Source organism: Streptomyces sp. NPDC048291 (assembly GCF_043201715.1).
Classification (GTDB): Bacteria; Actinomycetota; Actinomycetes; order Streptomycetales; family Streptomycetaceae; genus Streptomyces.
The window spans coordinates 336138-351537 of record NZ_JBICZC010000005.1; the positions used below are offsets into that span (position 1 = coordinate 336138).

The following is a 15400-nucleotide window of genomic DNA, read 5'->3' on the forward strand; positions in this document are numbered from 1 at the left end:
GGGGAAATTCCTCGGTTACGAAAGACTTTCGCACCCGGGCACACACGTCGGCACCGCGCGAACCCGGAGAACCGAAGAAGGCACAGACATGCCACCGCACCCCGCCCGACCCGTGCAGCAGGGGGTCGGACGGGGTGCGGCGGCGGCGTCGGATCAGATGTCGCGGAAGATCTCGATCTGCGCCCCGATCGAGTTGAGGCGTTCGGCGAGGTCCTCGTAGCCGCGGTTGATGACGTACACGTTGCGCAGGACGGACGTGCCCTCGGCCGCCATCATGGCGAGCAGGACGACCACGGCGGGGCGCAGGGCCGGCGGGCACATCATCTCGGCGGCGCGCCAGCGGGTCGGACCCTCCACCAGGACCCGGTGCGGGTCGAGGAGCTGGAGACGGCCGCCGAGGCGGTTCAGGTCCGTCAGGTAGATCGCGCGGTTGTCGTAGACCCAGTCGTGGATGAGGGTCTTGCCCTGGGCGACGGCTGCGATGGCGGCGAAGAACGGGACGTTGTCGATGTTCAGGCCGGGGAACGGCATCGGGTGGATCTTGTCGATCGGCGCCTCCAGCTTGGAGGGGCGGACCGTGAGGTCGATCAGGCGGGTACGGCCGTTGTCCGCGCTGTACTCGGGGCTGCGGTCGTGGTCGAGGCCCATCTCCTCCAGGACCGCCAGCTCGATCTCCAGGAACTCGATGGGGACGCGGCGGACCGTCAGTTCGGACTCCGTCACCACCGCGGCGGCCAGCAGGCTCATCGCCTCGACCGGGTCCTCGGAGGGGGAGTAGTCCACGTCCGCGTCGATGTTCGGCACGCCGTGCACGGTCAGCGTCGTGGTGCCGATGCCCTCGACCTTGACGCCGAGCGCCTCCAGGAAGAAGCAGAGGTCCTGGACCATGTAGTTGGAGGAGGCGTTGCGGATGACGGTGACGCCGTCGTGCCGGGCGGCGGCCAGCAGCGCGTTCTCGGTCACTGTGTCGCCGCGCTCGGTCAGCACGATCGGGCGGTCGGGGCGGATCGCGCGGTCGACCTGCGCGTGGTACTGCCCCTCGGTCGCCGCGATGTCCAGGCCGAACCGGCGCAGCGCGATCATGTGCGGCTCGATGGTCCGCGTGCCCAGGTCGCAGCCGCCGGCATAGGGCAGCTTGAAGTGGTCCATGCGGTGCAGCAGCGGGCCGAAGAACATGATGATCGAGCGGGTGCGGACGGCGGCCTCGGCGTCGATCGACGCCATGTCGAGGTCGGCCGGCGGTACCAGCTCCAGGTCGACGCCGTCGTTGATCCAGCGGGTGCGCACGCCGATGGAGTTGAGCACCTCCAGCAGGCGGTACACCTCCTCGATACGGGCCACCCGGCGCAGCACCGTGCGCCCCTTGTTGAGCAGCGAGGCGCACAGCAGGGCCACGCACGCGTTCTTGCTGGTCTTCACGTCGATGGCGCCGGACAGCCGGCGGCCGCCCACCACCCGCAGATGCATCGGGCCCGCGTAGCCCAGTGAGACGATCTCGCTGTCCAGGGCCTCACCGATTCGAGCGATCATCTCAAGGCTGATGTTTTGGTTGCCGCGCTCGATGCGGTTGACAGCGCTCTGACTGGTGCCGAGCGCCTCCGCGAGCTGTGTCTGTGTCCAGCCGCGGTGTTGCCGGGCGTCACGGATGAGCTTGCCGATGCGTACGAGGTAGTCGTCTGCCATGAGGCCGAGGTTATCTCAGATATGAGATGGCGCCCGTCGGGGGGTCCGTTCGGGTGATGTCCTGTCAGCGGGCCCGGCCGTTCGGCCCGTCGACCCTCGTTCAGATGCGCACAAGGGCGGGGTGAGAGCGCGTCAAGACGGCGCCCAACGTTTGGTCAGGAATTCGGCAGGCCGTTGTCCGGGTGCCTTTCCTCCGTACGCTTGGGTGGTGCTCGTTACTCGGCACGGGCACGTGTCAACAGGCTCAAGTCGGAGGTACGCGAAATGCCCCAGGTAGCCATTGAGACCGCCCTGTTCGTCGGAACTCTGGAAGCCCCGGAGATCACCCTGCTCGGCTCCCTCGACGCCGACCGGGGAACGACCGCCATGACGCCCGAGGGTGAGAACCCCAAGCCGTTCCTCGCGATCATCTACAACGGAATCTGATTCGCGTTCCGTTGTGCCGGAAACCGCCTCCGGTGCACTGCTCGGAGATGCACCGGCGGCGGCGCCCGGAATTCCCGCACTCTCACCGCACACAGTGGGGACCGCATATGACTCGAAGGATCTGGGTGGCGGAAGGCGTGGCGAGCGACGGTGACATGTACGGCCGCGCCCTGAAGATTCCGGACGGGCGGCCGGAGCCCGGCGCGGATGCCGGAGGGGGCGTGCGGCGGCAGGTGCCCGCGGTCCTGAAGAGCCATCTGGGTGACATCCCGACCTGCCCCTGCCTGGCCGCGCCGGTGCCCGATGCGTGACGGGCTGCTGACCAACCTGGGTGTGATCTTCGCAGGTCAGGAGGTGAGCATCCTGACCGACGAACCCGGTCTCGCGGACTGGCTGACGGCGCACGGGGTGCCGGCGTCGACGTTCGAAGGCGTCCTGGACGGCCGTGAGCCGACGCCCTCGCGAGCGGTCGCGGTGCCGGTGGACTACGGTCGGCTGCCGTCCCGGCGGGCCCTGCGCGACATCTTTTCCGGGTCCAGTGTGCTGTGGATTCCGCTGGCCTCCTTCTCCGCCGATCCGCAGGTCGCCAGATACGGTCTTGAAAGGTTCGCCGAGATCGATATCCCGAGCTGTATCGCGGCGAACCGGCGGATCATCTCCCAACTTCTCCTGGCCCGCGAAGAAGTACGGATGACCGGCCCCGGGACGGATCTCGCCATCCGCCTTCCCGAACAACTCCAGCTCTCCAGCCGTACCCGTCCGGAACTTCTCCCGGACGAGCACTCCACCATCGGTAACTATTTCGAGGTGGCCATGTCGCCGACCGATCTGGCCGGCCGTGTGGACACCGACCTCACTGTTTCCGGAACGTTGCGGGTGGATTCCGTACTCGTCGCCAAACACCGTGAACTGACGGGTGCCCGCGCCGGCCGATTCGGCGCCGCCGCCGAAACGGCGGAGATGATGCGGAAATCCTGTCCGCTGTCCGTGGAGATCCGGGACAACCGGTTCGTCGACGGGTTCGGCCCCTTCGCCGACGGCATCCACGCGACGAGCGGTCCGGAGTACCGGGGCGCGGTCACCGAGGTCGCCATCGGCACCGGTGTGCTCTCCGCCGACCGGGTGGACTGGGGCCTGAACTGCCTGCTCAACGAGGGTGCCGCGGGCGTCCATCTGGGGGTGGGCAACGGCCTGACCGGTATGCACTTCGACTTCATCTCGCGGGAGGCCCGGCTTGACACGCTCTGACCCGGTTTCCGACACGCCGACGATCCGCCTTCTGGGTTCCCTGCACCTCCGTCCGGAGCAGGACGGCGGCGCCCAGGTGATCGACGACACCACCTTCACCGCCGCCCACTGCTCCCCGGCCGAGGCCACGGCCCCGGTCGCCCGCCTCCTGGCCGACCTCACCGCCTACGGCTGGATCGAGCGCTCCTGAGCCGGAGACTGCGGCGTGGTGCGGCCCCGCGGGCGTCTCCTGCCGTCCGTGGTCAGCGGGGGCTGGACGAGGCCGGGCAGGTAGTGGTGGAAGAAGACCTCTTCCATGAGTTCGCGGCGGCTGTGCACGTCCGCCTTGCGGAAGATCTTCTTCAGATGGTCCTGGACGGTGTCCTCGGTGATCGCCAGCTCGTCCACGATCTCGGTGGTGGACCGGCCCACCAGCACCCGCTGGGCGACCTGGCGTTCGCGCGCCGACAGACCGTACGCGTCGAGCACGATCGCGGCGAGTTCGCCGGGCTGGCTGAGCCCGACCGAGACGTAGGTGTGCCCGGCCCCGGCATCCTCCCCGGCCCCTTCGCCGTCCCCCGGGGCCGGCAGGTGGGTGGCGTGCAGGGTGACCCAGTGGCCGCTGTGGGTCCGTACCCGGGAGCGGGTCGAGTGCGCCGGGGCCGGCTCCCCGGCGTTCTCGTGCGCGGTGGTGCGGACCCTGGCCGCGACGGCCTGCAGCGCGAGCGGGCCCGTCTCCTCGCCGGCCGGGCGGCTCTCCTGGATCTGGCCGAGCCAGTGCCGCGCCGTCGGCGTGGCCTGCCGGATGCGCCCGTTCCGGTCGAGGACGACGAGACCGGGCGCGTCCGGGGTGTCGCCCAGGTCCGTGCCGCCCAGCAGGAACGCCTGGCGCAGTGCCCGGCCCGCCGGGGTGCTGAGCCGGGCGGCGAGCGCCACGTCGGCGGGGGAGAAGGGCACGGCACCCTTGGCCCGGCACAGCACCAGCAGGCCCCAGCAGTGCCCGCGGTCGCGCAGGGCCACCCGCAACTCGTCGGCGAGACCCTCGGGGCGCAGGATGTCCCGGTAGTAGACGTTGTCCTCCAGGCCCTCCAGCCGACGGCCCGTGGACAGACTCAGCAGACTGGCCGGCTCGGTACGGCGGGACAGCGCCCGGATGTTGTCGACGCCCGCCTGCTCGGCGTGTTCGATCTCGAAGAGCCGGGGCATCACCCGCTCGGGAAAGCCCTGTTCGTGACGGCCGCCCGTGTCAAGGAGCGTCGCCGGATCGAGCAGCACCCCGCACCACACGTCCGCCGGCACCCGGCGGAGCAGACACCCGGCGGCGGCACCCAGCACCTCCAGGGCGGCGCCGGAGGCGGGCGCGGTGGCGAGCAGCCGGCGGGAGCGGCGCTCGAAGGCGTCCACCAGGTCGCCGGAACGGGCACGTAACGAACCGGAACGGCCCGCGGCGGGCTCCGGCGAGGGCTCTGACGCGGGGCGAGGCATATCCACAACTCTACGGATATCCCAGATGGTTGGGATGGGTTACGGGCGATCCGCCGCTTACGGTCGCCGTACCGCTCCACACGGGGGGTGTGTCGCGGGGGCCCTGCGCCCCCGCGACGCTGTTCCGCGTCACCGAACGAGGCACTGCATGGACACGATTCCTGTCACCGTGCTCGGGCCGTCCGGCTCGGGCAAGACCCTCTACCTGGCCAGCCTCTTCCGCCGGCTGGCCATCCAGCGGGCGGACACCGGGTTCTTCGTGAACGTCCCCGGCGCCGACAAGGTCAGACTGAACAACATCTTCCGCGAGGTGACGTCCGGAGCGCCCGACGAGTGGCCCGACCCCAACATGCAGGCGAACACCACGGAGTGGACGTTCACGTGTTCGCTGCGGACCGAGGACGGCGAGGTCTTCAGCCCGTTCTCCCTCTCCTACCTCGACTATTCGGGCGCGTTCATGCAGATCGCGGACGCCTGGGAGAGCGAGGCGGGCCAGGCGGTCTGGGACCGGGTCAGGGCTTCGAAGTTCCTGCTGCTCCTGCTGGACGGCGAGAAGGTGCTCCGCCAGCTCGACGGCGAGCCGGGCCTCACCGACGAACTCATCGCGATCTTCAACGAGATCCAGCAGAGCGACGCCGCGGTGCACGTGGTGGTCACCAAGTGGGATCTGCTGCAGGCGGCCGGTCACACGCTGCGCAGCGTGCTCGACGGTCTGCTGGAGCATCCGGACTTCGCGGACTTCTACCTGGACCGGCTCAACCGCAAGTCTGTCGGGACGTTCCGCTTCATCCCGGTGAGCGCGCTCGGCCAGGGGTACGCGGTCCTGGACCCCGCCTCCCGGACCATGGTCAAGCAGGTCAGGCCCGGCACGTACCCGAGGCCGTACAACGTCGAGATACCGTTCATGGCCGTCCTGGTGGACCTGGTCCGCGACGAGCTGCGGGCCTCGGCGCTGCGGGCGGAGAGCGCGGGCCCGCTGCTCGAGCAGCACAGGCGGCGGCTGGAACGGATGGAGGGGTGGGACGGCAAACTCTCCCTGCTGCGCGGCGTCCTGGGCGCCCGGCCCGCCCGCTCGCCGCTGCTGCGGGTGATCCAGCAGGATGTCCTCGGAGCCGCCGAGGAGTACGGCAGGGAGCGGATCGCCGAGCGCAGACAGCAGGTCGAGCGGGAGATCGCCCAGGTACGCGGCCAGATGCTGCAGGCGCGCACGGAGGACGAGGCGCTGACCCGCATGGCCGAGGTGTTCGACGCCGTCCTGGCCGAGTTCGAGGCCGTGCACCCGGGGTCGCTCGTCCTGAAGGAGGCCTCATGACCCACGGAACGGACCGGCAGGACGCCTGGCCCTTCGTCATCACCCGTACCGCCAGCCACGACTTCCAGGTGGTGGTCGCCCCCAGGTTCCTCGCCGAGACCCGCACGCACGGGCTGCTCACCAGCGTCGCGGGCGGCGAGGTCTCCGACGACAACGCCTACTTGCGCGAGTACCGCGACCGGGCCGGGCACTCCCTGTGGCTGCTGTACCGGGTGGTCTACCTGACGGGAGCCGACGTCGGCCGGGACGTCGAGTACGTCCGCAACCGCTCGCGCAGGACGCCCCTGATGGAAGGCGTCGTCTTCCTGGACCGGCCGCGGACCGACGACGCCACGCGGGAGCTCTTCCGCCTCGTGCACGTCCGGTGCGCGGAGGTCGTCAAGGACTTCCACGACGCCGACTCCGACACCTTCGGGGTGCGCCCCTCCGACGCGATCGAGGTACCGGAGAGCGGAACGCTGCTGCCCTGCGTCACCCAGGACACCTACCACTCGCAGAGGAGCATCCAGGCGGCCCTCTCGGGCCGCCCCCGACCCCCGGCCGAGCGGCGCGTCCCGGTCGCGACGGGCGGCGGACCCGCGGTCGTTCCCGTACCGCAGGACCGCGGCGGGGTTCCTGCGGCTGGCGGGTACGACGCTGGACCGGGCAGGCCGGGAAGCCCGGAACCTGGGGGCCAGGGCCCACTCGGCCGCCGCGGCCCTCGAAGCACGGGAGACACCGGAGCGCCGGCGTCCCCGGACGACGGGCGCGCCGTCGACCGGACGTGGGCCGTCATCGGTGCGCTGACGGTCACCGTACTGATCCTGTCCGCGGCCCTGCTGGTGATGCTGCTGACCTCGCTCTGAAACGGAGCCGCGGGGGCCGAGCCGACAAAGGACGAACGAGCCGGCCCCCACCGCCCGGGGTGAGGGCGGGAGCGGGGGCGCGGCCCCGTCCGGCACAGGGTGCGGCCGCCCCGGACCGGGTCGGGCCACGCGGAGATCCGGGGGAGCGAGTGCGGCCGGGGCAGCCGGGGGGTTCCGGCGGGGGCGAGGCGAGACGGCCGGGGAACTGCAGGGGAGTTCCCCGGCCGCACGATCTCGGCCGCCGGGAGGCCTGTCGCCGGGAGACCCGTCACCGGCAGGCCTGTCGCCGGGAGACCCGTCACCGGCAGGCCTGTCGCCGCGAGATCCGTCACCGGCAGGCTCCGCCGTGCCCCGGCCCCGTCCACACACGCTGGGCCCCGCGCCCTCTCGGGTGAGTCCGTGCGGGCCGTCGGATGCGGGCGGCTGACGACACGGGGTGGAACGCGCCTCTGGCCCAGGAGATCCGACGGCTTCGGGAAGGGGCGGTGCTCGGCGGGCGGCCCGGCCGACCAGGGCGGTCGTGGGCCCGCCGCAGGCGCGGGCGGCGTGGCGGCGCACAACACAGCGGGTCCGGGCATGACCAACCCGCGACCGTGTACTAGAGTTATCTCGACATCGAGATATCTGCCTAGGCGCACCGTAGCCGCCACCCCGGTAAGGCATGCCTAACTTAGCCTGACCTTACTGGATCGGCCAAGTCGGCGTGGCGGCACGATGACGGTGGTACGCGCACATCAATGAAGGAGACTGTCGTGTCGGCGAACAGCTTCGACGCCCGCAGCACGCTGCAGGTGGGCGACGAGTCGTACGAGATCTTCCGGCTGGACAAGGTGGAAGGCTCGGCTCGCCTTCCGTACAGCCTGAAGGTGCTGCTGGAGAACCTGCTCCGCACTGAGGACGGCGCGAACATCACCGCCGACCACATCCGCGCCCTCGGCGGCTGGGACTCGCAGGCCCAGCCCAGCCAGGAGATCCAGTTCACGCCGGCCCGCGTGATCATGCAGGACTTCACCGGCGTTCCCTGTGTCGTGGACCTCGCGACCATGCGTGAGGCCGTGAAGGAGCTGGGCGGCGACCCGGCGAAGATCAACCCGCTGGCCCCGGCCGAGCTGGTCATCGACCACTCCGTCATCGCCGACAAGTTCGGCACCAACGACGCGTTCAAGCAGAACGTCGAGCTTGAGTACGGCCGCAACAAGGAGCGCTACCAGTTCCTGCGCTGGGGCCAGACCGCGTTCGACGAGTTCAAGGTCGTCCCGCCGGGCACCGGCATCGTCCACCAGGTGAACATCGAGCACCTCGCGCGCACCGTCATGGTCCGGGGCGGGCAGGCCTACCCGGACACCCTGGTCGGCACCGACTCGCACACCACGATGGTCAACGGCCTCGGCGTGCTCGGCTGGGGCGTCGGCGGCATCGAGGCCGAGGCCGCCATGCTCGGCCAGCCGGTCTCGATGCTCATCCCGCGCGTCGTCGGCTTCAAGCTGACCGGTGAGCTCAAGCCCGGCACCACCGCCACGGACCTCGTCCTCACCATCACCGAGATGCTCCGCAAGCACGGCGTCGTCGGCAAGTTCGTCGAGTTCTACGGCGAGGGCGTGGCGGCCACGAGCCTCGCCAACCGCGCCACCATCGGCAACATGTCGCCCGAGTTCGGCTCCACCGCCGCGATCTTCCCGATCGACGACGAGACCCTGAACTACCTGCGCCTGACCGGCCGTGACGCCCAGCAGGTCGCGCTCGTCGAGGCGTACGCCAAGGAGCAGGGCCTCTGGCTGGACCCGAAGGCCGAGCCCGACTTCTCCGAGAAGCTGGAGCTGGACCTCGCCACGGTCGTCCCCTCCATCGCCGGCCCGAAGCGCCCGCAGGACCGTATCGTCCTGGCCAACGCCGCCGAGCAGTTCAAGACCGACGTCCGCAACTACGTGGACACCGCCGACGAGGCGGGCAAGGAGTCCTTCCCGGCCTCCGACGCCCCGGCCACCACCAACGGCGTCCCGACCAACCCGGTCACCGTGACCGCCCCCGACGGCACCACGTACGAGATCGACCACGGCGCGGTCACCGTCGCCGCGATCACCTCCTGCACCAACACCTCGAACCCGTACGTCATGGTCGCCGCCGCCCTGGTGGCCAAGAAGGCGGTCGAGAAGGGCCTGACCCGCAAGCCCTGGGTCAAGACCACCCTCGCCCCGGGCTCCAAGGTCGTCACCGACTACTTCGAGAAGGCGGGCCTGACCCCCTACCTCGACAAGGTCGGCTTCAACCTCGTCGGCTACGGCTGCACCACCTGCATCGGCAACTCCGGTCCGCTGCCGGACGAGGTCTCCAAGGCCGTCAACGACCACGACCTCGCGGTCACTTCGGTCCTCTCCGGCAACCGGAACTTCGAGGGCCGGATCAACCCCGACGTCAAGATGAACTACCTGGCCTCCCCGCCGCTGGTGGTCGCCTACGCGCTCGCGGGCTCCATGAAGGTGGACATCACCAAGGACGCCCTCGGCACCGACCAGGACGGCAAGCCGGTCTACCTGTCGGACATCTGGCCGACCGAGGCCGAGGTCAACGACGTCGTCGCCAACGCGATCGGCGAGGACATGTTCAACAAGTCCTACGCCGACGTCTTCGCCGGTGACGCCCAGTGGCAGTCGCTCCCGGTCCCGACCGGCAACACCTTCGAGTGGGACGCCGAGTCGACCTACGTCCGCAAGCCCCCCTACTTCGAGGGCATGCAGCACGAGCCGTCCCCGGTCACCGACATCGCCGGCGCCCGCGTCCTCGCCAAGCTCGGCGACTCGGTCACCACCGACCACATCTCGCCCGCCGGTGCCATCAAGGCCGACACCCCGGCCGGCACGTACCTCACCGAGCACGGTGTGGAGCGTCGTGACTTCAACAGCTACGGCTCGCGCCGAGGCAACCACGAGGTCATGATCCGCGGCACGTTCGCCAACATCCGCCTGCGCAACCAGATCGCGCCGGGCACCGAGGGCGGCTACACCCGCGACTTCACGCAGGCGGACGCGCCGGTGGCGTTCATCTACGACGCCTCGCGCAACTACATCGAGCAGGGCATCCCGCTGGTCGTCCTGGCCGGCAAGGAGTACGGCTCCGGCTCGTCCCGCGACTGGGCCGCCAAGGGCACCGCGCTGCTCGGCGTGAAGGCCGTCATCGCCGAGTCGTACGAGCGCATCCACCGCTCGAACCTCATCGGCATGGGCGTGCTGCCGCTCCAGTTCCCGGAGGGCGCCAACGCCGAGTCCCTCGGTCTGACCGGCGAGGAGACCTTCTCCTTCACCGGCGTCGAGGAGCTCAACAACGGCACCACCCCGCGCACGGTCAAGGTCACCACCGACACGGGCGTCGAGTTCGACGCGGTCGTCCGGATCGACACCCCCGGTGAGGCCGACTACTACCGCAACGGCGGCATCATGCAGTACGTGCTGCGCAGCCTGATCCGCAAGTAAGCGGTACGGAACGGCAGTCGAGGGCCGCGTCTCCGGTTCGCCGGGGGTGCGGCCCTTCGCCGTACCCGGACCGGGACGGCTACACCCAGCCCCGCTGGGCGGCCCGTATCCCCAGCTGGAACCGGCTCGCCGCCCCCAGCCGTTCCTGCAGCTCGCTCACCCGCCGCCGCAGCGTCCTGAGGCTCACGCCCAGATGGCGGGCGACCGCCTCGTCCTTCATCCCGGCCGACAGCAGACTGATCAACGCCTGTTCGCCCTCGGAGAGTCCACCGTGGCCCACCGGCTGGCCGAGCGGTGTCGCCTGCTGCCAGGCCAGTTCGAAGAGTTTCTGCAGAGCCTCCGTCACCGCCGACTGCCACACCACGACGGCGCAGTACCCGCCCGCCTCGGAGGCGGTCAGCGGGAGCATCGCCCGGCATCCGTCGACGACCAGCAGTTTGAGCGGTACGGACGGCAACACCCGTGCCTGTTCGCCGAGTTCCGCCATGGTCCAGGCGCGCGAGAGGACCTTCGGATCCTCCAGGGCGGTCGCCGCGTAGATCCCGCGAGAGACGATCCCGCGCCTGAGCAGATCGGCCTGGAGATCCACCTGGGGGGCGGGCGGAGCGAGGTACGGGGGAGTGTCGAAGAGGCACACCTCGTACTCGGCGCGCGCGTACAGCTCCTCCAGACGGGCCGCGATGGCGCCTTCGCCGGACGCGACCTCGACAAGCCGGGACGGCTCCTCGCGCAGCAGCCCCGCCTCGTACGCGGTCGCCATCTCCTCGGCGGTGGCGGCGAGCAGTTCGGACTCCGTCTCGCGCCGCCGGAGCAGCCCGCGGATCGCCACCCGCGGGTCGACCGCCCGTAACCCGCCCATCGAGTCGGGCTCCTGGAGCAGACCGAGCCCGAGCAGCCGGTTGCAGGACTCGCGCACCTGGGCCGGCGAGCCCCCGGTCAGCAGCGCCCAGCCGCCCGCGCCGATATCGGGCTGCTGAAGGATCGTCTGGTACACCCGCTCGTCGAAGGCGGAGACCCCCACCACGGCCCAGGGGCTCGTGGCAGGGGTCTGTCCTGTGTGGTCGTGTGCCGTGTTCACCATGGCCCGGTACGGTAGACGATCATTGTTAAGGCTCGTCGCGCCGCTGCGGACCGTCGCTCACTTCAAGCCGCGCCGCTCACTTCAGGCCGAACGCCCGCAGCACGGTCTGGTCGATCCGGTCGCCGTCCTTGTCGGTGGCCCGCACCCGCAGTGACACGGACTTCGCGCCCTTCGCGGGCTCGAACCGCGCCTTGCCGTGCTTGACCGGCACCTCCTTCCAGGACGTGCCGTCGTCGTACGAGACCCAGGCCTTCAGCTCGCGTGCCTTGACGTTGCCCGACTGGTCGGTGACCGAGAGGCCGACCACCGACTCCCGTCCGCCGTCGACACGGTTGAGGAGGTCGAGCCCCTTCGGGGTGATACCGAGGCTGAGCAGCGGCAGCGCCGTCGCGGTGTCGGTGTGCGCCGAGGCGAAGGACCACTCGGTGTGCGTGCTCGTGGAGTACACGGCCCAGTCGGCTTTGCGCTGCGCGTCCAGGACGAAGCGGTAGGAGGCCTTGTCCGCCGGTACGTCGAAGGTGCCGTACCCGCCGAGGGCCGAGTTGCCGACCGCCTCCCCGTTCGCGTACAGCGTGCCGGTCGCGGTGTTCTGGGTGCCGTCCACGGATCCGTAGTGGCCCGGTGTGGAGTCCGTCAACTCCGGTATCCGCAAGGTGAGTCTGTCGCCGGTGCGCTGGGAGGTGCCGTACTCCTTGCTGGACGCCGGGCGGACGACCTGGCGGAACCAGTCCTCCGAGGGCTCGGTGACCGCCTTGTCGTAGGTCTTCAGCGGGCTCCACTCGCCCAGGAGCGCCGTCGAGTCGGGGTAGACGGTGTGCCGGGTACGGGTGTCGGGGTCGGCGTAGTAGTACTCGGTGCGCTTGGTACCGAGTTGCAGGTACTTGGCGGTCTCGATGCTGAACTGCTGCCAGGGGCGGAACGTGTACAGACTGTCCATGCCCATCGCGCCGTCCGTCGCCCCGTAGTAACGGGCTGTCAGCTTCGCCGTGTCGGAGCTGTCCAGGTCGTACGTCTGGTCCGCCGAGACGGAACCGCTCTGCGCCGCGAGCAGGTTGTAGACGTACGGGCTGACCGGTGTGCCGGTCAGCTTCAGCTTGACCTTCTTGCCGGTCTGCAGCAGGCGGGTGAGCTCCGCGCCCTCCTCACCGGTGGCGATCATCGCCGGGACGGTGGTGGCCTTGTCCACGGCCTCGATCCAGAAACCGGGGGTCTTGCGGTACACGATGAGATAACCCGCGCCGGCCCTGGTCGCGTTGTCCAGGGCGCTCTGCGCGCGGTCCGTGGAGCCGACCCCGACCACCGCGACCTTGCCCCTGACGTCGAGCCCCGCGAAGTCGGCCTCGGTGCCGCCGCCCGCGTCCACCGCCTGCACCGTGTGCTTCCCGCTGATCTTCAGCGGGAAGCCGCTGTAGGTCTGTGCGTAGTAGAGCGACGACAACGCCGTCTTCTCCGGTCTGGTGACGCTCGCCGTCAGCTCCTTGGCGTACAGCCGGAACTTGGCGGAGAACTCCAGGGTTCCCTCGGTGACCTTCGGGGTCGGCGCCACGTAGACGTGGTCGGTCCACCAGCCCTGGCTGTACGTCAGCCCCCAGGCGCCGCCCGGCCCTTCGCGGTGCCAGGAGGTGGTGAAGCCCTGGAACTCGGAGTCCTCCCTGGTCTTCGGCTTGATCTCCACCGCCTTGCGGGCGTCGAGGACGACAGCGGTGTCCCCGTCGACCCTGATCTCCGGACTGCCGACGACCGACGTACCGACGGCCGTCCTGCTCCCGTCGAGGTCCGGGATCCAGGTCGCGATGGAGTAGGTGCCGGCCGGCACCTGCCAGGTCCAGCCCGAGCCGATGAAGCCGTACTCGTTGGGGTAGGCGCCGTTGATCTCCTGCAACGTGTAGATCGAGGCGCCGGTGGACGGGTTGCCCTGCCGGTTCACGAGGGACACCTTCAGGTCGTATGTCTTCGGCGCCTTCTCGAAGCCGACGCCCGTGGTGACCTGGACGCCGTCGGCGGTCGCGGTGACATAACCGGTGTAGCGGCCCTGGGCCTCACCCGCCGGGTCGACGCCGACCGGGACCGTGGCGGTGCCGTTCGCGGGCACCGTCACCGTACCTGCTCCCAGCGCGAGGTCCGCGAGGCTCGACGCGACCTTCAACTCCACCGCTTTGGCCGTGGTGTTGGTGTACGTGATGTCCTTGGTGACGACATCGCTGTCGCCGTCGTCGAACTTGCCGAAGCTCAACGTCGGGGTCGCGAAGACGCCCTGCTCCACGGCCCGTACGGCGTCGACCCGGCCGTCGCCCTGCTCGAAGGCGGTGGCGTCGGTCATGGTCTTCGCGGTGCTCGCCAGGTCCGCCTTGATCTGCCGGCCCGTCCAGTCCGGATGAGCCTCGGCGACCAGTGCCGCCGCGCCCGCGACGTGCGGGGTCGCCATCGACGTACCGCTGGCCGTCGTGTAGTAGTCGTCCACCGGGGTTCCCATGCTGGTCCCGGCCGCGCGGGCCGCGGTGATGTCCACGCCCGGCGCGGTGATCTCCGGCTTGACCGCGGAGTCGCCGATGCGCGGGCCGCGGCTGGAGAACGGGGCCAGGTTGTCGGACTTGTCGACCGCGCCGACCGTCAGCGCCGAGTCGGCGATGCCGGGGGTACCGACGGTCTCGTCGGCCGGGCCCGCGTTGCCCGCCGCGATCACGAAGAGGGTGCCCGTGTCGGCGGACAGTTCGTCGACGGTCTCGCTCAACGCGTCCGAGGAGCCCGAGGCGGTGCCGCCCAGGGACATGGAGACGATCTTCGCGCCCGAGTTCGCCGCCCACTCCATGCCGGAGATGATCCAGGACTCCTGGCCGGAGCCGGTGTTGTCCAGCACCTTGCCGACCAGCAGCTGGGCGCCCGGCGCCACGCCCTTGTACCTTCCGCCCGAGGCGGCGCCCGACCCGACGATCGTGTCGGCCACATGGGTACCGTGGCCGAAGCCGTCCTGCACCGTCTCGTCCGGTACGAAGCTCTCCGAACCGGCGATCTTCCCGGCCAGGTCCGGGTGGCCGGTGTCCACGCCCGTGTCCAGGACCGCGACCTTGACGCCCGTTCCGTCGTAGCCCGACTTCCACACCTCGGGCGCGCCGATCTGCGGCACGCTCTGGTCGAGCGACACCTTCACCTTGGCGTCGAGCCAGATCTTGTCGATGCCGTCGCCGAGTTGCCTGGCGGCCTTCGTGGTGGGCTCGGTGCCGACGGCCGGGGCGACGTCCGCCCAGAAGGCGGTCGACTTCTGCGCGGTCAGCGCGGCGGCGTCGATCCCGGGCAGGGCGGACATGCGGCGTGCGCCGTCGGGGGTCTCGCCGCCCTTCCTGTACCGCGCGATCACCGGGGTGGTGGCGGTCCTCGCGTCCGCGTACCCCTGCTTCACCAGCTGGGTGACATTGAACAGGGCCGGGTCGAGTCGGCCTGCCTGGAGCAACGGGATCGCGTCCGACGGTATGACGCTGATCTCGCCGTTCTTCTCACTGGACAGGAACGTGACGGCCGCACGGCCCTTCCCCTGCCGGACGTCGACGCCGTACTTGCCGTCTGCTCCGGGGGTGAGGGTGACGGTGTCGCCGGTGATGAGGGTGACGGTCTGTACGCGCGCGGCGCTCGCCGTGGTGACGGTCCGTGTGCTCGTGGCGGCCGGTCCGTCGACCGAGGACGCGGCACCGGCTGCGGCGGGCACGACGGCCCCCGCGAGCAGCCCGGCCGCTCCTGCCACGGCCCAGAGGGCGTGGAGTCTTCGCATGGGTGGACTTCCTCCCCTGAACGCTGAGACGCCTCCGGCCCGGTGGGCGGAAGCCAGTGATCAGAGTGGGCGCTGCCCGGAAAGCGACTCAAGGGATTCCTGTGGCCGGGG

Annotated in this window: 11 protein-coding genes; 7 read left to right on the top strand and 4 right to left on the bottom strand. The window is 70.1% G+C overall.

Going from position 1 to position 15400, the window contains the following annotated elements; translation table 11 throughout:
* Positions 1 to 153: 153 nt before the first annotated feature.
* Positions 154 to 1683: a helix-turn-helix domain-containing protein gene (locus tag ACGF5O_RS15465; protein ID WP_393810381.1), complete on the bottom strand. Its 1530-nt coding sequence runs from the start codon at positions 1681 to 1683 to the stop codon at positions 154 to 156.
* Positions 1684 to 1947: 264 nt separating this feature from the next.
* Between ACGF5O_RS15465 and ACGF5O_RS15470 the strand changes: the two genes are divergently transcribed.
* The 4 genes from ACGF5O_RS15470 to ACGF5O_RS15485 all read left to right on the top strand — a co-directional run bounded on the left by ACGF5O_RS15470 (position 1948) and on the right by ACGF5O_RS15485 (position 3547).
* Positions 1948 to 2109, top strand: coding sequence for a hypothetical protein (locus ACGF5O_RS15470; protein ID WP_393810382.1), 162 nt, complete (start codon positions 1948 to 1950; stop codon positions 2107 to 2109).
* 107 nt (positions 2110 to 2216) lie between these two features.
* Positions 2217 to 2420, top strand: coding sequence for a hypothetical protein (locus ACGF5O_RS15475; RefSeq protein WP_393810383.1), 204 nt, complete (start codon positions 2217 to 2219; stop codon positions 2418 to 2420).
* Positions 2413 to 3357: a hypothetical protein gene (locus ACGF5O_RS15480; RefSeq protein ID WP_393810384.1), complete on the top strand. Its 945-nt coding sequence runs from the start codon at positions 2413 to 2415 to the stop codon at positions 3355 to 3357. Before ACGF5O_RS15475 ends, ACGF5O_RS15480 begins: the two co-directional genes overlap by 8 nt.
* A complete protein-coding gene (locus ACGF5O_RS15485; protein WP_393810385.1) occupies positions 3344 to 3547 on the top strand; it encodes a hypothetical protein in 204 nt (67 codons plus the stop codon). The genes ACGF5O_RS15480 and ACGF5O_RS15485 overlap by 14 nt, the downstream gene beginning before the upstream one ends.
* Here the strand turns inward: ACGF5O_RS15485 and ACGF5O_RS15490 are convergent.
* Positions 3523 to 4821 (bottom strand): LuxR C-terminal-related transcriptional regulator, encoded by a 1299-nt coding sequence (locus ACGF5O_RS15490; protein ID WP_393810386.1) that lies wholly within the window; start codon positions 4819 to 4821, stop codon positions 3523 to 3525. The genes ACGF5O_RS15485 and ACGF5O_RS15490 overlap by 25 nt on opposite strands.
* A 148-nt stretch (positions 4822 to 4969) precedes the next feature.
* Here ACGF5O_RS15490 and ACGF5O_RS15495 point away from each other — a divergent pair, with 148 nt between their 5' ends.
* The 3 genes from ACGF5O_RS15495 (at position 4970) to acnA (ending at position 10445) form a co-directional block, all read left to right on the top strand.
* Positions 4970 to 6133, top strand: coding sequence for a hypothetical protein (locus ACGF5O_RS15495; protein WP_393810387.1), 1164 nt, complete (start codon positions 4970 to 4972; stop codon positions 6131 to 6133).
* Positions 6130 to 6978: a hypothetical protein gene (locus tag ACGF5O_RS15500; RefSeq protein ID WP_393810388.1), complete on the top strand. Its 849-nt coding sequence runs from the start codon at positions 6130 to 6132 to the stop codon at positions 6976 to 6978. Before ACGF5O_RS15495 ends, ACGF5O_RS15500 begins: the two co-directional genes overlap by 4 nt.
* Positions 6979 to 7730: 752 nt before the next feature.
* Positions 7731 to 10445: an aconitate hydratase AcnA gene (gene acnA, locus ACGF5O_RS15505; RefSeq protein ID WP_393810389.1), complete on the top strand. Its 2715-nt coding sequence runs from the start codon at positions 7731 to 7733 to the stop codon at positions 10443 to 10445.
* 79 nt (positions 10446 to 10524) lie between these two features.
* Here the strand turns inward: acnA and ACGF5O_RS15510 are convergent, their stop codons facing one another.
* Both ACGF5O_RS15510 and ACGF5O_RS15515 read right to left on the bottom strand, forming a co-directional pair.
* The gene (locus tag ACGF5O_RS15510) at positions 10525 to 11526 is read right to left on the bottom strand and encodes a helix-turn-helix transcriptional regulator (protein WP_393810390.1); all 1002 of its coding nucleotides are present in this window, start codon (positions 11524 to 11526) and stop codon (positions 10525 to 10527) included.
* Between the two features lie 76 nt (positions 11527 to 11602).
* Positions 11603 to 15289, bottom strand: a complete 3687-nt coding sequence (locus tag ACGF5O_RS15515) for a S8 family serine peptidase (protein WP_393810391.1) — start codon at positions 15287 to 15289, stop codon at positions 11603 to 11605.
* Positions 15290 to 15400: the final 111 nt, after the last annotated feature.

Bases quoted from the DNA above. Each gene is read 5' to 3' on its own strand.
- ACGF5O_RS15490 (WP_393810386.1), bottom strand. From the start codon at position 4,821: ATGCCTCGCCCCGCGTCAGAGCCCTCGCCGGAGCCCGCCGCGGGCCGT.
- ACGF5O_RS15500 (WP_393810388.1), top strand. From the start codon at position 6,130: ATGACCCACGGAACGGACCGGCAGGACGCCTGGCCCTTCGTCATCACC.
- ACGF5O_RS15515 (WP_393810391.1), bottom strand. From the start codon at position 15,289: ATGCGAAGACTCCACGCCCTCTGGGCCGTGGCAGGAGCGGCCGGGCTG.
- ACGF5O_RS15475 (WP_393810383.1), top strand. From the start codon at position 2,217: ATGACTCGAAGGATCTGGGTGGCGGAAGGCGTGGCGAGCGACGGTGAC.
- ACGF5O_RS15495 (WP_393810387.1), top strand. From the start codon at position 4,970: ATGGACACGATTCCTGTCACCGTGCTCGGGCCGTCCGGCTCGGGCAAG.
- ACGF5O_RS15480 (WP_393810384.1), top strand. From the start codon at position 2,413: ATGCGTGACGGGCTGCTGACCAACCTGGGTGTGATCTTCGCAGGTCAG.
- ACGF5O_RS15465 (WP_393810381.1), bottom strand. From the start codon at position 1,683: ATGGCAGACGACTACCTCGTACGCATCGGCAAGCTCATCCGTGACGCC.
- ACGF5O_RS15470 (WP_393810382.1), top strand. From the start codon at position 1,948: ATGCCCCAGGTAGCCATTGAGACCGCCCTGTTCGTCGGAACTCTGGAA.
- ACGF5O_RS15510 (WP_393810390.1), bottom strand. From the start codon at position 11,526: ATGGTGAACACGGCACACGACCACACAGGACAGACCCCTGCCACGAGC.